The sequence below is a fragment of the Streptomyces sp. NPDC007971 genome (genome assembly GCF_042958635.1).
Taxonomy (GTDB): Bacteria; Actinomycetota; Actinomycetes; order Streptomycetales; family Streptomycetaceae; genus Streptomyces.
Map to the genome: position 1 here is coordinate 167,307 of NZ_JBIBJK010000021.1, position 24,065 is coordinate 191,371.

At 71.6% G+C, this 24,065-nt stretch carries 20 protein-coding genes and 1 pseudogene; 8 read left to right on the top strand and 13 right to left on the bottom strand.

Going from position 1 to position 24,065, the window contains the following annotated elements; all coding sequences use genetic code 11:
- Positions 1 to 56 precede the first annotated feature (56 nt).
- Together ACFZCP_RS35585 and ACFZCP_RS35590 are read right to left on the bottom strand one after the other, a co-directional pair.
- Positions 57 to 404, bottom strand: coding sequence for a VOC family protein (locus tag ACFZCP_RS35585; protein WP_391436219.1), 348 nt, complete (start codon positions 402 to 404; stop codon positions 57 to 59).
- A 191-nt stretch (positions 405 to 595) separates the two neighbouring features.
- Positions 596 to 985 carry a PaaI family thioesterase gene (locus ACFZCP_RS35590; RefSeq protein ID WP_362695294.1) on the bottom strand — a complete coding sequence of 130 codons (390 nt, stop codon included), beginning with the start codon at positions 983 to 985 and terminating at the stop codon, positions 596 to 598.
- A 183-nt stretch (positions 986 to 1,168) separates the two neighbouring features.
- Between ACFZCP_RS35590 and ACFZCP_RS35595 the strand changes: the two genes are divergently transcribed.
- Positions 1,169 to 1,666 (top strand): hypothetical protein, encoded by a 498-nt coding sequence (locus ACFZCP_RS35595; RefSeq protein ID WP_391436222.1) that lies wholly within the window; start codon positions 1,169 to 1,171, stop codon positions 1,664 to 1,666.
- A gap of 197 nt (positions 1,667 to 1,863) precedes the next feature.
- Here the strand turns inward: ACFZCP_RS35595 and ACFZCP_RS35600 are convergent, their stop codons facing one another.
- The 3 genes and pseudogenes from ACFZCP_RS35600 to ACFZCP_RS35610 all read right to left on the bottom strand — a co-directional run.
- A complete protein-coding gene (locus tag ACFZCP_RS35600) occupies positions 1,864 to 3,873 on the bottom strand; it encodes an N-acetylmuramoyl-L-alanine amidase (RefSeq protein ID WP_391436229.1) in 2,010 nt (669 codons plus the stop codon).
- A gap of 214 nt (positions 3,874 to 4,087) precedes the next feature.
- Complete coding sequence (locus ACFZCP_RS35605; protein WP_391436233.1) at positions 4,088 to 5,692, bottom strand: M1 family aminopeptidase; 1,605 nt, start codon at positions 5,690 to 5,692, stop codon at positions 4,088 to 4,090.
- A 361-nt stretch (positions 5,693 to 6,053) separates the two neighbouring features.
- Positions 6,054 to 6,662, bottom strand: a pseudogene (locus tag ACFZCP_RS35610) (nitrilase-related carbon-nitrogen hydrolase); the annotation flags it as partial.
- A 797-nt stretch (positions 6,663 to 7,459) separates the two neighbouring features.
- On the opposite strand from ACFZCP_RS35610, the gene ACFZCP_RS35615 reads away from it, so the two are divergent.
- The 5 genes from ACFZCP_RS35615 to ACFZCP_RS35635 all read left to right on the top strand — a co-directional run bounded on the left by ACFZCP_RS35615 (position 7,460) and on the right by ACFZCP_RS35635 (position 12,680).
- Positions 7,460 to 8,515, top strand: a complete 1,056-nt coding sequence (locus ACFZCP_RS35615; protein WP_391436238.1) for a Gfo/Idh/MocA family oxidoreductase — start codon at positions 7,460 to 7,462, stop codon at positions 8,513 to 8,515.
- 362 nt (positions 8,516 to 8,877) lie between these two features.
- The gene (locus ACFZCP_RS35620) at positions 8,878 to 10,080 is read left to right on the top strand and encodes a permease (protein WP_391436243.1); all 1,203 of its coding nucleotides are present in this window, start codon (positions 8,878 to 8,880) and stop codon (positions 10,078 to 10,080) included.
- A gap of 183 nt (positions 10,081 to 10,263) precedes the next feature.
- Positions 10,264 to 10,935 carry a HEAT repeat domain-containing protein gene (locus ACFZCP_RS35625; RefSeq protein ID WP_391436322.1) on the top strand — a complete coding sequence of 224 codons (672 nt, stop codon included), beginning with the start codon at positions 10,264 to 10,266 and terminating at the stop codon, positions 10,933 to 10,935.
- Between the two features lie 3 nt (positions 10,936 to 10,938).
- A complete protein-coding gene (locus ACFZCP_RS35630) occupies positions 10,939 to 11,967 on the top strand; it encodes a MerR family transcriptional regulator (RefSeq protein WP_391436247.1) in 1,029 nt (342 codons plus the stop codon).
- Positions 11,968 to 12,113: 146 nt separating this feature from the next.
- Positions 12,114 to 12,680 carry a hypothetical protein gene (locus tag ACFZCP_RS35635; protein WP_391436250.1) on the top strand — a complete coding sequence of 189 codons (567 nt, stop codon included), beginning with the start codon at positions 12,114 to 12,116 and terminating at the stop codon, positions 12,678 to 12,680.
- Between the two features lie 435 nt (positions 12,681 to 13,115).
- Here ACFZCP_RS35635 and ACFZCP_RS35640 read toward each other — a convergent pair whose 3' ends face one another.
- Positions 13,116 to 13,715 (bottom strand): TetR/AcrR family transcriptional regulator C-terminal ligand-binding domain-containing protein, encoded by a 600-nt coding sequence (locus tag ACFZCP_RS35640; RefSeq protein WP_391436254.1) that lies wholly within the window; start codon positions 13,713 to 13,715, stop codon positions 13,116 to 13,118.
- 90 nt (positions 13,716 to 13,805) lie between these two features.
- Here ACFZCP_RS35640 and ACFZCP_RS35645 point away from each other — a divergent pair, with 90 nt between their 5' ends.
- Positions 13,806 to 14,501 (top strand): SDR family NAD(P)-dependent oxidoreductase, encoded by a 696-nt coding sequence (locus ACFZCP_RS35645; RefSeq protein WP_391436258.1) that lies wholly within the window; start codon positions 13,806 to 13,808, stop codon positions 14,499 to 14,501.
- Positions 14,502 to 14,569: 68 nt separating this feature from the next.
- On the opposite strand, the gene ACFZCP_RS35650 is transcribed toward ACFZCP_RS35645, so the two are convergent.
- The 6 genes from ACFZCP_RS35650 to ACFZCP_RS35675 all read right to left on the bottom strand — a co-directional run bounded on the left by ACFZCP_RS35650 (position 14,570) and on the right by ACFZCP_RS35675 (position 20,902).
- Positions 14,570 to 15,679, bottom strand: a complete 1,110-nt coding sequence (locus tag ACFZCP_RS35650; RefSeq protein WP_391436261.1) for an FAD-dependent monooxygenase — start codon at positions 15,677 to 15,679, stop codon at positions 14,570 to 14,572.
- 320 nt (positions 15,680 to 15,999) lie between these two features.
- Positions 16,000 to 17,667: a carboxylesterase family protein gene (locus ACFZCP_RS35655; RefSeq protein ID WP_391436325.1), complete on the bottom strand. Its 1,668-nt coding sequence runs from the start codon at positions 17,665 to 17,667 to the stop codon at positions 16,000 to 16,002.
- Positions 17,668 to 17,683: 16 nt separating this feature from the next.
- Complete coding sequence (locus tag ACFZCP_RS35660) at positions 17,684 to 18,322, bottom strand: GPP34 family phosphoprotein (protein ID WP_391436263.1); 639 nt, start codon at positions 18,320 to 18,322, stop codon at positions 17,684 to 17,686.
- Between the two features lie 115 nt (positions 18,323 to 18,437).
- A complete protein-coding gene (locus ACFZCP_RS35665) occupies positions 18,438 to 19,097 on the bottom strand; it encodes a response regulator (RefSeq protein ID WP_391436267.1) in 660 nt (219 codons plus the stop codon).
- Positions 19,094 to 20,263, bottom strand: coding sequence for a histidine kinase (locus ACFZCP_RS35670; protein ID WP_391436272.1), 1,170 nt, complete (start codon positions 20,261 to 20,263; stop codon positions 19,094 to 19,096). Before ACFZCP_RS35670 ends, ACFZCP_RS35665 begins: the two co-directional genes overlap by 4 nt.
- Positions 20,264 to 20,350: 87 nt before the next feature.
- Entirely contained in the window at positions 20,351 to 20,902 is a 552-nt protein-coding gene (locus tag ACFZCP_RS35675; protein ID WP_391436276.1) for a hypothetical protein, read from the bottom strand.
- Positions 20,903 to 21,112: 210 nt separating this feature from the next.
- Between ACFZCP_RS35675 and ACFZCP_RS35680 the strand changes: the two genes are divergently transcribed.
- On the top strand, positions 21,113 to 23,419 hold the full coding sequence (locus tag ACFZCP_RS35680; protein ID WP_391436278.1) for a hypothetical protein: 2,307 nt from the start codon (positions 21,113 to 21,115) through the stop codon (positions 23,417 to 23,419).
- A gap of 89 nt (positions 23,420 to 23,508) precedes the next feature.
- Here the strand turns inward: ACFZCP_RS35680 and ACFZCP_RS35685 are convergent, their stop codons facing one another.
- Complete coding sequence (locus ACFZCP_RS35685) at positions 23,509 to 23,742, bottom strand: hypothetical protein (protein WP_391436281.1); 234 nt, start codon at positions 23,740 to 23,742, stop codon at positions 23,509 to 23,511.
- Positions 23,743 to 24,065: the final 323 nt, after the last annotated feature.

Here is a 24,065-nt window from a genome sequence, read left to right on the forward strand (position 1 = left end):
GTCTCACGGCTCGTCAGGACCACGTCCAGCAGGCGCCCTTCGGCCGGACCGCCGGTTCAGCCATGACTGAGGACGTTGACCACCCTGCCGTCGGGGTCGCGCACGAAGAACCGCCGCACCCCCCACTCCTCGTCGGTGAGCGGGTGCACGATCTCCGCGTCCCGCTCCCGCATCGCCGCGTAGACCGCGTCGACGTCGTCGACCTCGATGCTCAGATCGGGGACGACGGGCGCGGTGCGGTCCTCACTCATGAGACTCAGCTGGACGGCCGGGTTCGCGGCGGAGGCGAGCGTCATGATCCAGCCGTGGTTCATGACCTCCTCGAAGCCCAGCACGCCGTAGAACTCCGCGTTCCCGGGCAGCGCGGTGGACCGCAGGTGGGGCACGACACGCCGTACGTACATCTCGGACTCCCTTGCACGGGTGGCCGCGGCGGGCGGCCGCACCGGGTCTTTCTGTCGGATCGGGCCGGCTTCGGGGCACGGCGCCTCATCCCCGGCGACGACAACGCCGCCCGGGATGCCCCCACGCCCTGGAGGCAGTGCTGGAGTGCGCGCCAGGGCCCGCGACCCCGGCGAGAGCCCACGGAGAGGCGCTAGCTCTGCGCATGCCCGGCCACGGAGACGCTGCCCTGCGCCACCGCGCACAGCCGGGGCGTCCCGTCGGCGCCGACGGCGGACACGTCGCAGCGGCAGACGGCCCGGGTGCGGCCGCCCCGGACGACGTGGGCCTCGGCACGCAGGAGCGTGCCGGTGGCCGGGCGCAGATAGTCGATGGTGAAGCCGGCGGTGACGACGCGCGGGCCGAGCACGGCACCGGCGGCGAACGTCAGGGCGTTGTCCGCCACGTAGCCGAGCACTCCGCCGTGCAGGAAGCCGTGCTGCTGCAGCAGTTCCTCGCGGATGTCGAGCTCCAGCGTGGCCGCGCCGGCCCCGAAGGCCACCAGCCGTGCACCGAGCAGCACGCTGAACGGCTGCGCGGCCAGGGCCGCGCGGGCCCCGTCGAGATCGAGGGTGTCCTTCGCGTCCTCGGTGTCCCTCGCGTCCCTCGTGTCCTTCACGTCCCCCGTGTCCTTCACGCTCGCACCTCACTTCCCTGGCGAAGCGAGCCTGGTACCGAGGGGCGTCCTCCGTCAACATCGCGCGGGGGCGCGGGAGACAATGCCCGTATGCATCCGTCGCCCTACGACCGGCTCGAACCGCGCCCCGTCACGTCGGGTGAACACCCGCTCTGGGACGAGGCCCTGGCAGTGGTGAACAAGGATCTGGCTGCGACGCTGCCCGAGCAGCGGCCGCTGCAGCTCCTTGCCGTGCCGGCCTGGGAAGAAGGCGAACCGGCGCAGTTCCTTGTCGCCCTCTCCTCCGGCGAGTGGCACGGCGGGCCCCTGTGGCTCGACCGCACTACTCCGGCAGCTGCCTTGCAGGAGGTCGCCGAAGCCGCCCAGGACACGGTCACGGAGCGCCTGTGGCAGGTGTGGCCGGTCTGCTCGCTGCACGACCTGGGGATGCATGTGCGCGAGGTGTCCGGGCGTCCGTCGTGGTGGTGCGCCGGTTCGGCCGATGCGAAGGAACCGCCTCATGTCCGCTCTGCCGTAGGAGAGTTGGACACGGTCCACCCCCCGCGCCGGCCGAACCGCAAGCGCCGCCACAAGCGGGCCCAGGGCTGACCGGGGGCGTCCGTCGGCACGTGCCGCCGCCGCGTGCCGACGGCAGTGAGGGCGTCCTCGGATGCGCGAGAGCGACGAGGTGACCCAGGTGGACGATCCGGCCCTGCCGAAGGCCGTGGTGATGCCTGCGGCCATCGGGTGGAGAGCCGTGGTGATGCTTGCGGTCACCGGGTGGAGAGCCGTGGTGATGCTTGCGGTCACCGGGTGGAGAGTCCGGACGGGCCCGCCGAGCCCGATGCCGCCGAGCCCGATGGTGCCGAGCCCGACGCCTTCACCACGTCCACGTCGCTCGCCCGGACGTAGGCGAGCCGGTGGCCGAGCTGGATCTCGTAGTACGCCTCGCTGCCCATGACCACGGTGGACGGGGCGTCGCCGCCGGACGCCTTCTCCAGGACGGACCCGAGCACACGGGACGTCGTCACATACCGCTGGTCCGCGCGAATGGTGTACGGGAGCGGGGAGGGCTCGGGCAGCTCGTCCTCGTCCCCTTCCGGGAAGGCGTCCTCCTCCGGGAGGGCGCGGCCGAACACCTCGACCTCCTTCAGGCCGTCCCTGGGCGTCACCATCCGGCCGCGCGCACCGACGGCCGTCGGCTGCTTCTCCGGGTTCCTGAACCACGCCTTGTGGCCCTGGTACCAGATCGCCGTCCAGTCGCCGCTGCGTTCGGCGACCGCGAAGGTCTGGCCCGCGGAGACCCGCGACCCGAGGTCGTCGACGTCCTCCGTGGAGTCCTCGCCGTCAGGGTGCCGGCCCGGGTCCTGGATCAGCGGAGCGTGCTCGTCCGGATCGGTGTGCAGGCGCACGGCGCTGGAGCCGTGCGGTGCGCACGGCACACCGGTCTTGCGGCACCCCGTGAACTCCGGCTTGTAGTGGGCGTAGTCCGGCAGGATCATCACGATGTCGCTGTCCGGCCCGGCCGTGGCCTTCAGCGGCGCGCCCAGCAGATCGAAGTAGTGCCGCCAGTCCCAGAAGGGGCCGGGGTCGTCGTGCATGTCCGGGATGCTGTCGTCGGTCGGCGCCGGAACGTTGTCATGGCCGAAGATGTGCTGCCGGTCCAGCGGAACCCCGTACTTCTTCGCCAGGTACTTCACCAGGCGCGCCGAGGACCGGTACATCTGCTCCGTGAACCAGGCGTCGGGCTGCCGCAGGAATCCCTCGTGCTCGATGCCGATCGAGCGGGCGTTGACGAACTGGCTGCCGGAGTGCCAGGCCGCGTCCTTGATCCTGACGTGCTGGGTGATGTGGCCGTCGCTGGAGCGGATGGAGTAGTGCCAGGACGCCTCCGACGGATCCTGGATGGTCTGGAGCATCGACGCCAGCGGCGCCTCGGTGTCGTGGATGACGATGTAGTCGATCCGCTGGTCCCGGGGCCGGTCGGCCAGCTGGTGGTTGCCGTACTCGTCGTCGTCGATCTGGACGTACGGCGCGCTCAGCCAGGAGCAGGTCACGTCCGCCGGGCAGTCGACCTCCCTCGGCCGCGGCGGCGCCTGGGTCAGGGGAGGGTGCGGGCGGACGCGGGGACTCGCGGGGAGGCTGACGCGCTGCCCGGCGTCGGTGGTGCGGTGCGCGCCCCGGCGGATCACGTCGAAGACGTCGTTCGCGTACACCGACGAGGACGCGCGGTCGCCCCCGCCCGGGAACCGCGCCACGGTGTCCCACCAGTCCGCCGGGTTGGTGCTGAGCGACTTGCCGAGCTGCCGCTGGGTCGCTGCCAGGAGGGCCGCGCCGCCGCGTACGTTCGCGGCGTCGTCGGTCCGCAGCCGGTCCGCCGGAAGTCCGGTCAGGGCGGCGGCCTTCCGCAGGTCCGCCTGCCCGATGGCGGCGGCCGGGTTCTCCTTGCCGGAGGCGGGCGACCCCGCCGTCGCCGCGGGCGGCGAGGCGTTCTGCGGGCCCGGCTGCTGCGTCTGGAGCCCGCTGACGTCCACGAGGTGCATCGGCCCGTAGCCGCCGACGACGCTCGGGACGCCGGGATGGGAGTCCCACCGCGACTGCAGGTAGGACACGCCCATCAGGACGCTCCGGGGCACGTGGTACTCGTTGGCGGCGGCGGTGTAGTCGTCCTGCAGACGCTGGTCGGCGGGCGGGCCGGCCTCGCCCGAGCGGTCGATCAGCAACGGCACCAGAAGCGCCGCCGAAGCGGTCACACAGATGATCCGCCGGTGCCCGCGTACGGCATTGGAGACGCGGTGGGCGACGCGTTTTTTCATGGAGGTGCCTCCAACGAGGTTCAGCGTGGCCAGGACACATGCGACCGGGGCAATGGGAGTTGCCCTTCAGGGCAAGGACGGTTGCCCGACACGTCACCCCTCGTACGTTTCCGTGCCTCGCGCGCCGCGTCGCGCCGAGTGCCACCGGCGTGGACCAGCCGAGGGCCGAGGCCACCCGGTCGGCGGCAGGCCGCCCGCCGCGGCGGGGGAGGGCTCAGTCCTCCTCGATCGGGTCCACCTGCCAGTCGGGGTGCCCCGGCATGGGCGGGGTGTGCGGCCCGTACAGCCACGGGGTCAGAAAGGCCGTCAGGTCCTCGCCGGCGACGGCGGAGGCGAGCCCGACGAAGTCCCGGGTGCCGGCCGCGCGGCCCCGGTACGTGCTCACCCAGGACCGCTCGATCCGCTGGAAGGTCTCCTCGCCGACCTTCTCCCGGAGCGCGTAGAGCACCAGCGCCGAGCCGTCGTAGCGCATCTGCCGGAACAAGCCCGGCTCGGTGGGCTCGGCGGGGGCGCCGTCGTCGTGCCGCCACTGGTCGTGGTGTGCGTACGCGGACCGCATCATGCCCTCCAGGTCGGGGCCGCCGCGCGTGTCGCCGTAGAGCAGCTCGTAGAAACGGGCGTGACCCTCGCTCAGCCACAGGTCGGACCACCGGCGGATCGCCACGCTGTCGCCGGTCCAGTGGTGGGTCAGTTCGTGCACGAGGTTGCGCTCGGCGTCGATCCGGTCGCCCAGCAGGTCGGTGCTCGGTACGACGGACAGCGACTGCGTCTCCAGTGCCACCGGCAGGTCGGTGTCCCCCACCAGGACGCCGTAGCGGCGGAAGGGATAGGGGCCGAGCCGCTGTTCCAGCCAGGCCAGATGCCCGGGGGTGAGCGAACGGTAGGCCTCGGTGTCGCCGACCAGGCCGTCCGGGACCACGTCCCGCACGGGCAGCCCGCGCGGCCCCTTGCTCTGAACGACGTCGAACTTCCCGATGGCCAGCTGGACCAGCTGGGTGGCGACCGGCTCTTCGGAGTCGTACGTCCACCGGACCCGGCCGCCGGGCTGCCGGACGCGCTCGACGAGCCGCCCGTTGGCCACCGCGGTCAGGCCCGCCGGGGTGGTGATGCGGAAGGTGAAGGGCGCCCGCACGCTCGGGTGGTCGTCGGCCGGGAAGACCATCTTGGCGCCGTCGGGCTGGAGCGAGAGCAGCGTGCCGTCGGGTGTGGGGACCCAGCCGTAGTCCTGGATCGCGTCGTCGCGGTGCCGTCGCTGTGTCGGGTCGGCGGTGTAGGCCACCCGGACGGTGAACGCCCGGCCGCGGGGGACCGGCCGCGCCGGAGTGACGACGAGCTCGTCGCCGTCGCGGACGGCTCTGGCCGGTGTGCCGTCGACGGTCACGGTGCGCAGGGTGTTGCCCGCGAAGTCGAGGTCGAAGCGGGACAGGGCCTGGGTGGCGGTGGCGCTCACGGTGGCGGTCGCCGGGAAGGGCGTGCTGGGCGCGCGCCAGTCGAGGGCGAGGGTGTAGCGGCGCACCGTGTAGCCCCCGTTGCCGTCGAGCGGCAGGAGCGGGTCGCCGATGCCCCGGGTACCGGGTGACGGTGTGTCGGCCCCGGCACCCGAGGCGGAGGCGTCCGAGGAGGAGGCGCCCGAGGAGGGAGCGCCGGCAGAGGCGCCGGGGGCGGGATGTCGGGCGGGCGCCGGGGTGCGGTGCTCGGCGCGGGGGAGGGCGACGAGGACGGCGGCACCCGCGACACCGACGGCACCGGTCAGGGCGAGGGCCGCGCGACGGGTACGGATGCCGCGGTGGACCCGGCCCCGCTCCGAGGTGATGTCCATGGTCGCACTATGACAGTAAGAGATCATTTGTGCGTTTCGGAGCCCGGGGCGCCGGACGGGCCGATCGGAGCGGTGCGGCCATCCCGACAGAGCATGTGACGGGTGTCACATGAACGGCTCCGAACTTCGGGCCTCGCCCCGCATCCAGTCGGCGTCGGTTCACCGGACGGCCTCGGGGGAGCACCCCTCAGCAGCCGTCCCTTCCCTTCCACCGAGGAACGTTCAATGGGTTATCTGCGCGGATTCATTCCCTGGATCGTCGCCGGCGTCGTGTCGTCCTTCGACTGGCGCTTGGCCTGCGAACGCCGAGATGGTCGGCCGGTTCGGGCGGCCCGGGGAGCGCATTCATCCCACTCCGGTCATGCGCAGCATGCTGGCAGCCGGGGTGCGCCAGCACGTGCGCCACGTGGTGGCCAGCCGCGAGCAGCTGCCAGTGGCCGAGACGGGCCGCGGGCCAGGCGGCAGGCACCACGATCAGCTCTGCCCCCGCATCGAGCAGGCCCCGGAACAGTTCGGGGAAGCGCAGGTCGTAGCAGACGGCGAGGCCGATCACACCGAAGTCGGCGGGCACGGTGACGATGTCGAGGCCGCCGCCCATCAAGGTCGCCTCGCCGGTGTCGAAGCCTTAGCGGTGGATCTTGCGGTAGCGGCCGCGCAGCTCGCCGTTCCGGTCGAGGAGCAGGGCGGTGTTGTACAGCGTTCCGTCCCCGTCCCGCTCGACGATCGATCCGGCGTGGAGCCATGCCCCGGCCTCACGGGCGGCGGCGGACATGATCTCGGCGGTGGGGCCGTCGACTCTTTCGGCGTCGTGTTCCCAGCGGTCGTACGACCAGGCGCCGGCCGTCCACAGCTCCGGCAGGACCACCAGATCGTCGCCCGCCCGGTCGCGGACCAGCGACGCCGCCCTGCGCCGGCGGTCGTCGGGGGAGTCCGACGCGTCCACGGAGAGCTGGATCAGTGAGGCTCGCATGGCTGTCACCTCCAGGACCGTCTGCGGACGGTCCAAAGGAACCCGTTCCCTACGAGCGTAGGGAGCCTCATGCGCATCGCGCGCATCGTCCGGGCCCGGCCGCCACCGGCCTGCCGGGCGTGCAGAGGGTCGTGCACAGCCTTTGGGCATGGGGCATGGGGCATGGGGCAGCGTGCGCTGCGGCCCCCTGCGGCCCCCTGCGGCTCCACGGGATCACGCAGCACGGCGTCGCCCTCAAGGACTCCCAACTCGTGGGGGACCGGATCAAGACCGCGGATCTCAAGATGGGGGCGCCCACCACACGCACCGTCAACGGGCAGCTCAACCCGCGGATCGGGATCAGGCCCGGCGAGACCCAGCTGTGGCGCCTGGCGAGCATCGGGGCGGGGCACCGGCCGGGAGGGCGACGCTGGCCACGGTCCGGTCCGACGGCGAGCCGATGCGGCCCGTGGCCCTGCCCACGGCCTTCGCCCCGGTGGACGACCTAGCGAAGGAGCCCGTCGCGGGCCGCAAGACGGGCACCTTCACGGAGAACAAGGCGGGCACGCTCTTCTACATCCACCACAAGCAGTTCGACCACAACCGCATCGACTTCCGGTCCAGGCTCAACACCGTGGAAGAGTGGACGATCAAGAACGACAGCGACGAGGTCCACTCGTTCCACGTTGCCGAGCACGAGACCCCGAGACCCGTGCCGGACCCGGGCCACTTCACCCGGGCCGGGACTCCCCTCCTGCCGGGCCGGTACTCATCCTCTGCCGGGCAGGCGGGGACGTGGCGCTGGCACACTGATCGCCATGTCCACGAGCCTCAGGGTCGGGCTGCTCGGAGCAGCCGCCATCGCGCCGAGCGCATTGATCCAGCCCGCGCGGCAGGTACCGCGCGTCACCGTGACCGCTGTCGCGGCTCGCGACCGCACACGAGCCGAGAAGTTCGCGCGCAAGCACGGAGTCCCTGTCGTGCACGGCAGTTACGACGAGCTGCTCGCCGACCCCCAGGTGGACGCCGTCTATGTGCCCTTGCCGAACGGGCTGCACGCAGAGTGGACGCTGAAGGCTCTCGGGGCCGGCAAACACGTCCTGTGCGAGAAGCCCTTCGCCTCGCATCGCGCCGAGGCCGAGCGCGTCGCCGATGCCGCCGACGCAGCCTTCGCGCTCAGCGGCCTGGTGGTGATGGAGGCCTTCCACTACCGCCACCACCCGCTTGCCGCGCGGATGCGACAGATCGTGGAGAGCGGTGAACTCGGCGAACTCCACCACGTCGAGGCCGACGTGTGCTTCCCGCTGCCCCGGTTCGGCGACATCCGATACGACTACGCGCTGGCGGGTGGCGCGACCATGGACGCGGGCTGCTACGCCGTGCACGTCGCCCGCCTTCTCACCGGGGCAGACCCGGCGGTGACGGCGGCGCGGATGCTGACACTGCGCAAGGATCCGCGCATCGACCGGGCGATGAGCGCCGAGCTCGCGTTCCCGGGCGGGGTGACCGGACGTGTCCGCGCGTCCATGTGGTCGCGCCGTGTGCTGTCGGTCCGCGCCCGGGCGGTCGGTACGGACGGCGAACTGGACGTGACCAACTTCGTGATGCCTCATCTGTACCACCGGGTGACGGTCCGCGCGCCCCGTGAGGAAGGAGGGCGTGTGGTGCGGCGGGAGCGCGTGTCCCGGAATCCGTCGAGCTACGCCTGCCAGCTGTCGGCATTCGCCGCGGCGGTGCTGGACGGCGGCCCGGTCATCACCTCGGCCAGGGATGCCGTGGTGACGATGGGCGTCCTCGACGAGATCTACCGCGCCTGCGGACTACCGCTCCGCGGCGGAGCACAGGACCGACGGGATGGCGGAGCACAGGTCTGAGGCGACGGCGGAGTGCACGGCTGAGACAACTGACGAGCGCAGGACTGAGACAACTGTCGAGCGCAGGACAGAGGCGACTGCCGAACGCGGGGCCGAGTGAACCGACACCGGACAGTGCTCCGAGGTGCGTGGTGCGGATTCCGCCGGCCGTGCACCCTCACCCGACCCGGCGGCGCTCGGGACGCTCGTCGACGACCTCGGACCTCGGCCCGCGGCCGCGTACACAGCGGTGCCGTACCGCCCGGAGACGCTGGACCGTGAACGAACACCGCCGGCGGTGTCCCGCCCCCCGCCAGGGAGGAGCCCCTGGCAGTGGGCGTGTCCGGCGTCGTACGCGGCCCCTTTGAGGGAAGGCTTCACGGATGCACGCCGTACTGCACGCACTGTCGATCACCGGGTCCATGACCTGGGAGATCACCTGGGCCCTGATCCTGGGCTTCACCCTGTCCGCCGTGGTCCAGGCGGTGGTCCGCAAGTCCACCGTCGTCTCCCTGCTCGGCGACGACCGGCCCCGGACCCTCGCCGTCTCCGCGGGCCTGGGCATGGCGTCCTCCTCCTGCTCCTACGCCGCGGTGGCACTGGCCCGCTCGCTGTTCCGCAAGGGCGCCGACTTCACCGCAGCGATGGCCTTCGAGATCGCCTCCACCAACCTCGTCGTGGAACTCGGCGTCATCCTGGCGTTGCTGATGGGCTGGCAGTTCACCGCCGCCGAGTTCGTCGGCGGCCCGGTCATGATCATTGTGCTGGCCGTCCTGTTCCGGCTGTTCCTGCGCGCGGAACTCCTGCGCCAGGCCCGCGAACAGGCGGCACGGGGTCTCGCCGGGTCGATGGAGGGCCACGCCGCGATGGACATGTCCGTGCAGAGTGAAGGGTCCTTCGCCGCCCGGCTGTTCTCCCGGGAGGGCTTCACCGCGACGAGCCACGTGTTCGTCATGGAATGGGCGGCGATCCTGCGCGACCTGGTCGCCGGCCTGCTCATCGCCGGTGCCATCGCCGCCTGGGTCCCGGACTCCTTCTGGGGTGCCTTCTTCTTCGAGGGCCACCCGCTCGCCGCCAAACTCTGGGGGCCCGTCGTCGGCCCGCTGGTGGCGATCGCCTCGTTCGTGTGCTCCATCGGCAACGTGCCGCTGGCGGTCGTGCTGTGGCAGGGAGGCATCAGCTTCGGCGGTGTGGTGGCGTTCATCTTCGCCGACCTGCTGATCCTGCCGATCCTCAACATCTACCGGAAGTACTACGGCGCGAAGACGGCCGCCTTCCTCCTCGGCACCTTCTACCTGTCGATGGTCGTCGCGGGCTACGTCGTGGAGTTCGCCTTCGGAGCTCTCGGCCTGATCCCGGACCAGTCCGACGCCAAGGTCCCCATGGAAGGCGTCCGTTGGAACTACACCACCTGGCTCAACATCGCCTTCCTCCTTCTCGCCGCCGTGTTCCTGGTGCGGTTCTTCCGTACCGGAGGGCTGAGCATGCTGCGCATGATGGGCGGCACACCCGAAACCGGCCAGGACCACGGCGACCACATGCAGTACGGGATCCACCCGGGGGACGCCCACGGCGGACACCACTGAGGGACCCGCCCCCGCACATGCCGGCCCCGTGACCGGCAACGTCACGAAACGCAGAGGACAGGGACGGGACGCAGCAGGTGACCGGCGCTCGCGCCGCGGGCCCTGTTCGACCTTGACACGGTGGCGGGGTTTGACCTTGACACGGTGGCAGGGTCTTCACTGCGGGCCGAGGAGGTGGTCTCGATGACGGTCACGGGACAGGACACGGATGCGGTACGAGCGCTCCAGGGGTTGGAGGACGGCCGTTCGTCCGTGCGACTGCGGACTGCTCTGGCGGTCGGCACGACGCCTGACCCGCGCTTCGTCGGCAAGCTCATCGAGCGATGCGCGATCGAGCCCGAGTTCTTCGTCCGCGACATGCTGACCTGGGCGCTCACCCGCCACCCGGTGGCCCTGACGCTTCCCGGGCTGCTGCGCGAAGTCCGCTCGGAGCGTGCGCAGGCACGGAGCCAGGCGCTGCACACGCTGTCCAAGATCGGGGACCGGCGGGCCTGGCCGGCGATCACACGGACACTCCTGTCCGACGCCGACGACGAGGTGGCGCGAAGCGCCTGGCGGGCCGCGGTCGTGCTGGTGCCGGAAGGCGAGGAGTCCGCGCTGGCCACGGTGCTGGCGACACAGCTCGGGCGCGGTGAGCGGGAGACGCAGCTGAGTCTCAGCCGGGCACTGGTCGCGCTGGGTGAAGTGGTCGTGCCGGCTCTTCGCTCTGCGGCGCAGGCCCCTGACCCGCACACGCGCGTGCACGCGCTCGCCACACGACGTCTGCTGCGTGACCCGGACGCCGGATTCGAGTTCGCGATCGAGGAGGCGAAGCGCGTCGTGGCCCTCGGCGGGTCCGGCCAGGAGGGACGATAGGACGTGTTGATCGGTGAGGTGGCGCGACGGTCCGGGGTCAGTGCCCGCATGCTCCGGCATTACGAGTCGCTCGGTCTGGTGCGCCCTTCGGGCCGTACCGGCTCCGGATACCGGGAGTACTCCGGCGAGGACATCCAGCGGATCTTCCAGATCGAGAGCCTGCGGTCGCTGGGACTGTCGCTGCGTGAGATCGGACGCGCGCTCGGCGATCCCGGATTCACGCCCTCGGCACTCGTCGACGACCTCATCCGTCAGACGCGCGAGCGCATCGCGGCCGAGACCGACCTGCTCACGCGGCTCCGCCGGATCCGTGCCGCGCAACCGGCCGGCTGGGAGGACGTCCTCCAGGTCGTTGCGCTCCTCCAGGCCCTGGGGTCGAAGAGCGCCGACGTGCGCCAGCGCGCGGCCCTCTCCTCGGCCGACGAGGTTCCGGTGCCGGTGGAGGCCCTCGTCGAGGCGGCACTCGGCGAGACGGAGCCGAACGTCGCCGGGGCCCTTCGATGGGCGCTGGCACGCTCGGACGGCGGTGGCCCGGCGCTGCTGGCGGAGGGCCTCGCTTCACCGGTGGCCGCGGTGCGGGAACGTGCCGTTCGGTCCCTCGTCGAGATGCCCGGTGACGAAGCCACCGCGCGGCTGCGGGAAGCCCTCGCGCACCCCGACGTCGTGGTGCGCGGGTATGCGGCCCTGGCGCTCGGCACGCGTGGTGCGGCCGAGGCGGTCCCGGCGCTCATCGACATGATCGTGGACGGAAGGAACGACACCGAGGCGGCCGATGCGCTGAGCGTGCTGGCGAGCGACACCGTGACGGCCGATCAGATCGCGACCAGGCTCGACGACCGCCTCGCCCACGACACCACCGGGGCGCCCGCACGCGGGCGACTGACCCAGGCGCTGGCGGGCATTTTGGGGGCGAGGGCGTCCCGTGCCCTCGTGGAGTTGTCGCATGACGCGGACCGTGCCGTTGCGCTGACTGCGGCGTACCTCCTTCAGTCGCGCGATGCCGGATACTCGGGAAATCCCGTTCAGATGTGACGATCTAGCGACAAAGAGCGATCTATTCCGTCGACTGTTCGCACTAACTTCGATCTTGCGCGCCACCCCCTTGCCTCTCGTCCGCCGCACGAGAGGGAACAGGCAACGCGCGCGTCAACGCCACGACTTCGCTCAGGAGAACCCGCATGTCCCTCTTAACGACTCGCCGCGCGACCGCTGTCCGCACGCTGGCCGGCACCATCCTGACGGCCGCTCTGCTGGCACCCGCCGCAACGGCTGTCGCTGCAACGCCCGCCGCGCACCACACCACCGCAGCGGTCGCCGCGGCCAGGGAGGGCTCCCCGGTCCGCACCCAGAAGCTGGCGGACGGCAGCACGGCCGAGATCTACCAGCTCGGCGACCTCCACTATCTCGCCAAGATCGTCTCTCGCGGTGAGGTCCTCGGCGATCTGGAGGCGAACCAGCGCGACGCCGGGCTCGACGCCAACGACATGTTCATCGTGCTCACGATGGACGGCCAGGTCCATTCCTGGCTGGGCGGCGGACACCGCGGACCGGGCACATTCCACCTCCCGGGCGGCTGGACGGCCAAGGTCACGAAAATCGGCGACCTCCGCTACCGCGCGCAGATCCTCGGCAACGAGGGTGCGGTGTACGGCACCCTGGAGGCGAACCAGCACGACGCCGGGCTCGACGCCAACGGCGTGTACATCGTGCTCGGTGTCGACGGTGTGATCAGCGCTCACCTGTAGACACCTGCCCGGCTGCGCGGTGGACATGGTTCGAGCCGCTCCACCGCAGCAGCGGCGGGAAGTGTTCAAGTCGCCCCGAGGCCCTCTTTGCGCCTCGCGAAGAGGGTCCGGCGACGTCCCCTCCCCCGACCACCGGAAGGACCGTGCCGAGAAGGTGCCGGAAGTGCCGAACGTCCCGGTGATACGAGCGCGGGCGGCATCGACGGCGGGGACGAACGCTGCCGGCACTGGTCAAGTGCGCCTTCCGTGCGATCGTTCCGTCGCCATCCGGCCCTCGCCCGTCCACGGGGCCCACTGCGCACATGCGGCCCCCCGTGTCCCAGTCCCCTCGGGCCGACCTCGGTCGTCACCTTCTCGGTGTCGTCGGCCGGTTCCTGCCGTTCGGCCAGGGGGTGGTGCCTGCCTGACCGAGCCGGCGAAGGGGTGAGAGGACACTCAATCCGAGCGGGGCCTGAGCAGGCCGTCGACAAGGGTGTCCACCAGATCACGGGGAACGGCCGACCCCGTCAGGGCGCGGTAGACGATCGGGCCGACCAGTGCGTCGAGCGTGGCGTCGGGGCCGAGCCCGGGCGAGACCTCGCCGGCGTCGGTTCCGCGCGCCAACATGTCCCGCTCCTGGTCACGACGTGGGCCGAGATAGCGCTGGTGAAAGCTCTCGGCCGTGGCGGGATCGTGCTGCGCCTCGGCGATGAGGGTGAGCAGGACCTTGCCGGCCGGATCGCTGGTGAGGAATCGCGCGAAGTCACGGAGGTAGCCACGGATGCTCTCCGCCGTGGGCTTCTCCGTCGGGACGGGCAGGCGTTTGGTGCTGTCCTCGATGAGTGTGTCCAGGAGGATCTCGACCTTCGAGGGCCACCAGCGGTAGATCGTCTGCTTCGCGACGCCGGCACGGCGCGCGATGGCCTCCACGGTCAGGGCGCCGAAGCCGTGCTCGACGAGCAGATCGTCCGCGGCATGAAGCACAGCCAGACGTGCGGTCTCGTCGCGCCGGCTGCCGGAACGCGGCCTGCTGGGCTGAGGGCTGGCTGTGGACACGCGAGCCACCCTACCCGGCCGGGGGCCTGCCCTGTTGTCTAGACGCAACGGTGCGTCTAGTCTAAAGCAACCCGCCGCGAAGGAGTGAGTATGTCCACCACGTCCGACCGTGAGGCCCTTGTCGTCGGAGCGTCTCGAGGGCTGGGGCTCGTCCTCGTCGACGAGCTCGCCCGCCGCGGCTGGCGGGTCATCGCCACCACGCGCCGGGGCGGCGGCGAGCTGCAGGCGACCGCCGATGCCTGGAACGGCCGGGTGGAGGTCGAATCGCTGGAGATGACCAGCCCCGAACAACTGACCGCGCTGCGCGAGCGCCTGAAAGGCCGTCGGTTCGACCTGCTCTTCGTCAACGCCGCGATCGACCGGGGCAACCTGCCGGTCCACGAGGTCTCGACCGACATGTTCACCGAGGTGATGATCACCAATGCGCTGAGCCCGCTGCGGGCTCTGGAGGCCCTGCGCGGACTCGTCGCTCCCGCCGGAACCGTCGCGGTCATGTCCTCCGAACAGGGCAGCATCTCGCTGAACACCGAGGACGGCTATGAGCTCTACAAGGCCAGCAAGGCCGCCCTCAACCAGCTGATGCGCAGTTACGCCACCCGTCATGCCGACGACGGACGGACCAAGCTGCTCATCGACCCCGGCCACAACCGGACTCGGCTCGGCGGACCCGACGCGCCCCTCACCCCCCAGGAGAGCATCCCGGCCGTCGTCGACGTCCTCGAAGCACAGGCCGGTGCCCCCGGCCTGCAGTTCCTGGATCGGCACGGCGTGACCGTCCCGTGGTAGAACTCAGGGCCGATGACCGTCCGTGGTGGAACTCCGGGCCGAGGCGCCCGCAACTCCAGCCCGAAGCCTCAGGAGTTCGTCGGGGGAATGAGGTCGTCGAGTGCCTGGGCGCACCCCTGGGCGGCCTGGGCCGAGCGCGGCAGCATGAGGCTCTCATAGACGCGAACGGCGTCGTCGATGCTGGATTCGGTGACGAGAGCGTGGGCGAGATCGGTGCCGTCGAGCATGGCCAGGTTGGCGCCGAGCCCGACGGGGGGCATCAGGTGCGCGGCGTCGCCCAGCAGCGTGATGCCGGGGACGTGTTCCCAGGTGTGCGGGGCGGGCAGCACGAACACGGGCCGGTTGACGAACCCGCCGTCGTGGTGCCGCAGAACGTAGAGCAGGCTCTCGTCCCAGCCGTCGAACATCTTCAACAGATGCGCCCGCACCGACGCCGTGTCATCGAGTGCCACACCGGCGTTCACCTGCCAGTCCTGCGGAGCGCGGAAGGCGACGTAGACGCGGATGTGACCGGTGCTGTTGCGTTGGGCGAGCAGGGCCTTGCTGCCGGCGGTCGCCAGCAGGGTGCCGTTGCCGACCATGCGTGCGAAGTCGGGATGGCGGATGTCGCAGTCGTCCAGGCCGGTCTCGATGAAGGTGACACCGCTGTAGCGGGGTGTGGCGTCCGACAACGCCGGTCGGATGCGTGACCAGGCGCCGTCGGCGCCGACCACCAGATCGGCGTCCTCGGTGGTGCCGTCGTCGAGAAGCAGGCGCCAGGTGCCGTCCCCGAGCGGGGTGGCCCCGGTGACGGTGCAGCCCCAACGGACGGTGCCCTCGGCGAGGGAATCCAGGAGCAGGCCGCGCAGTTGGCCGCGATCGATCTCCGGGCTGTCGTCGTCGTGGGCAGGCCCGGTGACGGGCAGGGCGGTGGCGGTGGCGGGGTCGAGCACGCGCCATTCCTGGCCTTCGGGGCGGGCCAGGGTGCGGAACCGGTCGAACAGATCCGCCGCGCGCAGGGCGGCCTGACCGGTGTCGGCATGTATGTCGAGACTGCCGCCCTGGGGGCGGGCGCCGGCGGACGTCTCGGATTCGAGCACGGTGACGGAGCGGCCGTGGAGCTGCAGGACGCGGGCCGAGGCGAGGCCGCCGAGGCCGGCCCCGACGATCACGATGCGGGGGGCGTGGGCGGAGTTCATGGTGCTGTCCCTTCAACAGGCAGGTGAGTTGCCAGGAGATCCGGCGCTCGACCAAGTAAGCACAGCCACCGGGAAAGTGCCTTTGAATTACGGGGTGCCTGGGTGCCCGAGTGCCCGAGTGCCCGAGTGACGGGCAGCGGGAAGTCTCGTCCGGCGTTGGAACACCGGTGTGCCCGCCTCCGCGCACCCGGCGCCGGGGGAGGGTCGGCGGGCCGACTACCACGATCCACCTGCTGGCGGACGGCGGTTGGCGCGGGCTGTCTCTCGTCATTGCGCCGGGTCAGCGGGCGGACGGACCCGCACGGCGGTCGTGTCCGTGGTCACCCGAGAGCGTTCCAGAACGCGCAGTGGTGGCGGAGCCGAGTCGTGTGGGTGGGGACGATGCGGTCCGGTGCCAGGGACAGCACTGTCTGCCGGGACCAGTGCGGCGACGACGGGCCGTTCGGGTCGCCGGTGCGGGCGAAGCGGGTCCAGTAGCCGATCATGGTGTCGGCCAGCCTGCGCTGTGCCGCGGTCAGGTCGCGCGGGCGGCCGCCCAGGTCGAACAGGTAGGGCAGTTCGCTAGCGTGCGGTGCGCCGAGCGGGAACGGTGGCGTTCCCGGGGTGAGCGGCGGGGCGTGCTCGTCGGCGAACTCGTAGCGCCGGACGGGCACATGGGCGGCGAGCATGCTGTCGGCGCGCACCGTCGGGCAGGCGAAGTCCGCGTCGCCGATGACCGCGCCGAACACCGGGCCGCCGTCGGTGCGGTGCACCGGGTACTCGTGGACGATCGCCTTCGCCTGTCCCGGGGAGGGGAAGAAGGCGGCCACGACGTCGAGCCAGGTGTCCGGGGTGACGGGATGGCCGGCCCGGACGATCCCCGCGGCCCAGCCGTTGCCCTCGTCGTGGTTGTTGCCGATGAGCACGGGGACGCGGTGGAAGCGGCCGGTGGCGATCGCCGCCGCGGGGGCGCGGGGCAGCAACGCGGTGGTGTGAGCGGGCTGCTGATCGGTGTCCTGGGCCGCGAGCAGGCGGGAGACGTCCGTGCGCCGCAGGCAGGCCATCACGTCGCGGGCGGAGCCGCAGCCGACCTTCGCCGCGAGGTCCGTGCCCGTGGCACGGGCCGTGGACAGGGGGACGGAGGACGGGGCGAACGGCCGGTCGGGGCGGCCTGTGCACGGGCCGCTCTCGATGATCGCCCGGTGGAAGAGCCCCGCGGCGGCAGGTGAGACGAGCTGGGCGCAGACGCTGTAGCCGCCCGCCGACTCGCCGGCCAGCGTGACGTTGTGCGCGTCGCCGCCGAAGGCGCCGATCTCGGCGCGGACCCAGCGCAGCGCCGCCTGCTGGTCGGCCAGGCCGAACGTGCCGGAGCCGGGCAGCCCGCCGTGCGCGAGGAAACCGAGGGCCCCCAGGCGGTAGTCGACGGTGACGACCACGACGTCACCGCGGGTGGCCATGCGATGGGCGTCGTACGAGCTGCCCGCCCCGGTGGTGAAGCCGCCGCCGTGCAGCCACACGATCACCGGCCGGGGGCGTGCCGGTCCCGCCCCGCCCGGCGTCGTGACGTTCAGGTGGAGACAGTCCTCGTCGGTGCTGCCGCCGGGCCCCTCGCCGGCCGGCTGCGGACAGGCGCTCGCGGGCCGGGTCGCGTCCCGTACGCCGGACCAGGGGGCTGCCGGGCGGGGCGGCGCCCAGCGCAGCCTGCCGACCGGGGGCGCCGCGTAGGGGAGGCCCTCGAAGGTGCGGTAGCCGTCGTGGGCGGCGCCCCGCACCAGGCCGTCGTGGGTGCGTACCGTCGTGGCGGTGGCGGTGGCGGTGGCGGTGGCGGTGGCGGTGGCGGTGGCCGTGGCCGTGGAGGCGGCGGTGGGCCTGGCCGTGACCGTGGAGGTGGAGGTGGCCGTCGAGATGGCGGGCCGGGTGGGCTCCGTCGGTGGCGTCGCGGACCAGGCCGTCGCGAGTACGGCGGTCAGGGCGCAGCCCAGCGTGGTCAGGGCGCGGTGCATGGTCATCATCTCCCCCATCGGGTCAGCTGCCGCCCATGCCGCCCTGCGCGGCGATCATGGTCATCGGCAGGGCGCGTACAGCTTTCTCCAGGCCGGGCGCGAGGGCGGCGAGAGATCCCGTGCAGGCGTCGATACGGGCCCGGAAGGTCTTCTGGTCCTGCCGTGACACGACCGAGCGGACGCCGCCCGCCGCGGCCAGCGCCAGCAGCACGGCATCGGCGGCGGGGACCTCCCGCACGGGGCTGTCCCCGTGCAGCGCCGCGGACACGCGGGCGCGGAGTGCCGCGGGCACGGCGCGGTCCGTCACGGTCAGCCGCCGTGTGCCGAAGCGGGTGCGGGGCGCCTTCACGGTGAGGAGACCCGCCGCGGCGAGCCGGTCCTCCACCTCCGTGAGGGTCCGCCGGCGGTGGCGGCGCACGAGATCCTTCCAACCGGGTCCGGCGGCGGCGTCGCGCAGAATGCCGTCCAGGACGGGGTCGCCGGTCGGTTCCGTGCCGGACACGATGACCGTGCCGCCGTCCTCCCCGAGCCGGCCGCGCAAGGCGAGGTCGACCAGGGCAGCGGCACGGACCAGCAGCTCCGTCCGGGAACGGTCGTAGGGGCCTTCGGCCGCGTCGTCGTGGGCGAGCAGATACATGAGGCAGGTCAGGTCGTCGATCACACCTCGACGCTATGGCCGGGTACCCCGGCCGGGGATCGGCCACGGGAACGGACCGGCACTGGGAACGCAGGAGGACCGTGGCCCGGTCTCCTCCTTGAGGAGGAGACCGGGCCCGTCAGGGGCGGCGCGGCTGTACGAGGCCGTGGTCGTAGGCGGTGACGACGGCCTGGACGCGGTCGCGCAGGCCCAGCTTGCGCAGCACGGCGGTGACATGGTTCTTGACGGTGGCCTCCGACAGGCGCAGCCGCTCGGCGATCTCCGCGTTCGACAACGCCTGCCCGATCAGGGTGAGCACCTCCCGCTCGCGGCCGGAGAGGTCCTGCAGGGAGGACGGCGGCGCCGGGTCGGGCGTGGTGCGCAGGAAACGGTCGAGGACGCGGCTCAGCACGGCCGGCGCCAGCAGCGCGTCGCCGCGCGCGGTGAGACGGATCGCGTCGACGAGTTCGGCGGGGCGGATGTCCTTGAGCAGGAAGCCGCTCGCCCCGGCCCGCAGGGCGGCGATCACATGCGCGTCCACGTCCCAGGTGGTGAGCACGAGCACCCGGGCCCGGCTGCCGCCCTCCGCGATCTGCCGGGTCGCCTCGATGCCGTCCACGACGGGCATGCGTACGTCCATCAGCACCACTTCGGGTGCCAGGTCCCGCGTCAGCCGCACCGCCTCATGGCCGTCGGAGGCCTCACCGACCACCTCAAGGTCGTCCCGGGCGTCGATGATCATGCGGAATCCGGTACGGACCAGGGCCTGGTCGTCGGCCACCACCACACGCAGCGTCATGACGCGCCCTCCACCGGCAGCTGCGCCGCCACCTCGAACCCGCCTCCGGGCAGCGGACCGGCGCGCATGCTGCCGCCCACGAGCCGTGCGCGCTCCTTCATCCCCACGAGGCCGCGCCCCGTGCCCGCCGCATCCGAACCACCCGACCGCGTACGCCCGTTGTCGACCACCGTGATCTTCACCCTCTCCTTCGCGGCCGTCACGCGCACGCTCACCTCGTCGGCGCCCGCCGCGTGGCGCAGCGTGTTGGTGAGGGCCTCCTGGACGATCCGGTACGCCGCCAGGTCCACCGCGGCCGGCAGTGCGTCGACGGCGCCCTCGCGGTGCACGTGCACGGTCATCCCGGTCGCACGCACGGCGTCGGTCAGCTCGTCCAGGCGCGCGAGCGAAGGCCCCGGCTCCCGCTGCTCCCCGGCCCCGTCCTCCCCCTCACCGGGCCGGAACGCGCGCAGCAGCAGCCGCAGTTCGCCGAGCGCCGAGCGAGCGCCCGTCTCGATGGCCCGCAGCGCCTGACGGGCCTGTTCGGGTCGCTCGGTGAACACGTCGTCGGCGGCACCCGCCTGGATGACCATCACCGACAGGGTGTGCGCCACGACGTCGTGCACCTCACGCGCGATCCGCGCGCGCTCCTCCACCACGGCCCGGCGCATCTCCGCCCGCGTCCGTGCCTGCTGCGCCCGCCGCCACTGCCCCGCGGTCCATGCCAGGACCACCGTCAGCAGATAGACCGTCAGGCCCGTGGGGCCGCCCGCCGCGAACGCCGGCGGCGCCGCCAGACACATCGCCGCGAGCGCCCGCACCGACACCCGCCGAGGCCTGGTGGCCGACAGCACGCACAACGTGACCTGCGCCGCGAGCAGGGCACCCGTCAAAGTCACCGCGGGGAGCAGGGCCCACACCGCGACCCCCGTCACCGTGTTCGCGGCCAGTACGGCGACCGGGGCGCGCGCCTGCCACCTCAGGGCGCAGAGCTGGGCGAGGACCAGGGCCAAGGCCAGGGGCAGTCGTCGGGTGTGGTCCGCGCCGGCGACGAGCACCGAGGTGCCGAGGACGGCGAGCACCAGACCGGCCGACCCCCACCACAGCGCCCGGGCCGCCCGGGGCGACAGCTCGCCCCGCGCCTCCCCGGCGAACGCGTCGTCCGGCTGCCTGCTGCTGCGGTCCACACCCCGACCCTATCCAGCAGCGCGGGCCGGGCCCTTCAGGACACCACCGCCCACACGCCGGCCGTCGAGGCTCGGCGGCACCCCCGGTCAGCCGTCGCCCGCCCGGTCGTCGCCCGACTCGTAGGCGTCCAGTTCGCTGCGCAGCGTCCGACCCGGCTCCAGCCGTTCGTAGGGCTCGGGCAGGATCAGGCGCAGGCTGCCGAGCGGATCGACGATGGGCCGGGCGTCGTAGTCGATGCCGTCCTCGTCCTCGTAGTCGTCCAGCCGCTCCCACGGGGGGATGACGAACGGATACGACTTCCAGCGGTGATGACCCTTGGCGCCGGGGTGTACCTGCCACTGGGTTCCCCGGCAGCGGTTGTGGACCTCTCCGAGGTACCAGGCCGCGACCTGCAAGAACGCCTCGCCGTCATGGCCGTTGAAGTCGTCCTCCCGTCGGAACCGTGCCCGTACGACGGCTTCCAGCCGGTCCAGGGACTGGGGGGAGAAGTCCCACAGGCCTTCGTTCTCCCGCACCCACTCGGCGAACCGTGACTGCTGCTCGCGCAGCCACAGGGGCAGCACCTCGTTCTCCGAGCGCAGCACGTCCAGTTCCCGTGCTTCGCGCATGTCCTTCGCGCTCCAGTTCCCGCGACTCATGCGCACCACCGTAGCGCCCGTTGCCCAGATCTCGCGCTGGTAACGATCATGTGGTGGTTGTGAGTTGAACGGCGGCGACACAGCAAATCCACAGGAACGGGCCTTGGTCGAGCACCTAGCTTGAGGTCGACACGCCGGGCATCACACGACGGGGGCCCTGATGCCCGGCGAGGACGATCACCCCTTGGGCCCTCGACGGGGGACACTTCCGTGACGCCACGCATATCCCGCGCCTCCTGGCGCCCCGTCAGCACGAGAGTTCTGGCCGTCGCGTTCGCCACCGCGGTGGCCCTGACCGGCCTGCCCTCCCTGACCCACACGGCGGAGGCCGCGGGTCCGCTCAAGCCCGGTCAGCGCTGCGACGAACTGCACGGCCTGGCCGGAGACAACATCCCGGTCGGCGGCCTCCCGCGGTACGACGCCTCCCGCGACAAGCGACTGTGGGACTCCTACGAGTACGTCAACCCCGGCATGGCGTTCGACGGCCTCGACCCCACCGACGCCGAAGTGAAGGCGGCCGGTAAGAACTACAAGCAGTACACCCACAACGACCCGCGCCGCATCTACGCCCGCTTCAACAACCAGAGCAAGTGGAAGAACTTCCGCGACTACCTGGTCAAGCAGTACATCCCCAACCAGGGCAACGACCCGCGCGGCGACGCTTTCGAGCGGAAGGTCGTCAAGGACATGGGCCTCGTCGGGCCCGACTGGATCTGCCAGAAGGAGGTGTACTTCAAGGACCCCCAGACCGGTAAGCGGTACAAGCGGGTCCTGGACGCCTACAACAAGAAGACCCGCGAGATCGTCGAGATCAAGGCCAACGGCAAACCGAACCGCACACAGGTGCCCGCCGACAAGGCATGGGCCAAGAACCCCGGCTGGAAGTCCTACAAGTACACGATGGTCTTCGGCGAGGACCAGGCGGGCGAAGGCCGCAACTTCATCCGGACCATGAAGAGGCTCGCCGGACCGGACCGCGTCCGCGAGTACAACTTCCACTCCGACCAGGTGCCCCGCGCTCCCAAGTGGGCCGAGAAGGGCCCCTACCGCGCGAACTACCCCTACATGAGCACCGGCAACGGCGCGAACGGCGGCTCCAGGGGCGGCGGAAACAACATCATCAGCCAGTCCCCGAACACTGCGAAGGCGTGGAAGGAGCAGCAGGGCATCATCCGGTCCGTCGACCGCAACGGCTCCTTCCCCAAAGGCCCCGGCGGCGTCGACTTCACCACCCTCGACCTCTCCTACGTCGGAACGCCCGTCAAGGGCCAGGGCCTGAACTACGCCTTCACCGCCAAGAAGCTCCCCGACGAGAACGCCGGCGGATGGGGCGCCCAGCCGAATGCACAGCTCATCTCCGACGCGTTCTTCACCTGGCTCGCCCTCACCCCGGACAAGTTCTGGGTGAACCTCAACCCGGACCAGCCCGACCGCGTCATGGACAGCAAGTTCGCCTCCACCGACGCAGGGCGTGTGCTCCTGGAGGCCGACCTTCGGATGAAGCACGACTTCTTCAAGGCCATGGACCCGCAGACCGACCTCGGCAAGCGGTTCTGGGCAGCCCTTCCCAGGGTCGACGGGCGCCCGTGCTTCACCGGCATCCGTAACTGGATCGAGCCGAAGACCGCCCAGGTCCGCGAGCAGGACGGCGGCATCTACATCCTCGACGCCCCGCTCCGCCTGCAGTCGACCCCGCAGGACTTCACCACCCAGCCCGGCGGCGAGGCCATCTGCAACCCCACCAAGGCCGAACGCCGGCAGGCCCAGGCGGTCATCGACCGGATGATCGTCCCCGACGTCGAGAAGACCATCAACACCGCACCCCAGTACGCCGACCTGCGACGCGTCTACACCGCCCGCGTCGCCGCCGAGTGGATCCGCCAGCAGGACGCCCGGCACCCCACCGACTACCACACCCTCATCAACAGCAACGACGTGAAGCGGTGGCCGCTGCGTGCCCCCAACCAGCACTGGGACAAGGACGCCCTCTTCCGCAAGTACCGGGAGATCTTCACCAAGGGCGAGTTCAAGTACAACGTCGACACCGCCCAGGGTGTGATGGTCTACATCGTCGGCGGCGTCGACTTCTCCAAGCAGCCCAAGCGGAACATCCCCAAGGCCGTCTTCCGCACCCAGCACCACTACGCACCGCGTACCGCGAAGATCGCCGTCGACGCCATGACCGACGACGCCGACAACGACACCGCAGTGATGCTGGGCGGCAACAGCGACGGCAAGTCCGCCGGCGGCACCACGCCGACACCGGCACCGACGCACACCGGAACGCCGACCACCCCGGCCGGCACACCACCGCCGGGCCACCGGCCGAGCCACGCACCCACCAGCCCAGCCCCCGGCCATGACCAGCCGTCCACCCCGCCCGGCAAGAACGACAACGACGGCGGAGGCCTTGCCGACACCGGGGCCCAGGTCGGCCTCGTCGCCGCCATCGCCGCCGTCCTTCTCGCCGCCGGCTTCCTCCTCTTCCGCGCCAAGCGCCGCCGCCCCCAGGACTAGCCCGCCCGGGAGCACACCATGACAACGGGCCCCCGCCCACTCCGGCCGACACGGCCGAGCGGGGGCCCGTTTGCTCGCCCACCTTCGCCTCATGCGGCCCTGCCGAAGCCGAAGCCGAAGCCGAAGCCGAAGCTGAGGCTGAGGCTGAAGCCGAGCAGTGTGACGCCGATGTAGGTGGAGAACCACTGCCACGAGCCGGAGGAGAGCGCGAAGGCGAGCACTCCGGCGAGCGCGGTGCCCAGCACCCCGGCCTGACTGCCGATTCCCCGGTCCGTGCCGGTGGTCATGGAGCCCTGGGCGCCTGGGCGGCTGCGGTCGTCCATTCTCTCTCCTGCCTGCCTGGGGGCCACCACTGTCCGGCCGCTGACCTGCTCGGGCCCTCGCACCATGCCGTTGTGCCCGCCCCCTCGCCCGGTTGGCGGGCGCGCCGCGCCGGACGTGTTCGATCCACGTCGCGGCAAGGAGGCGGGGCGGCCGGGGGCGCAACTTCTCCTCGGCGCCGACAACGCCGTAACTCCCCTTCGGCCTGCGTCGGCTCAGAGCTGTGCCATCGCCCGCACGGCCCATGCCCATGCTGAGGAGACCTGTTCATGGGATGCCCAGCCAGGTCCGGAGATCCAGTGCAACGAAGCCCTGTTCCCCGCGG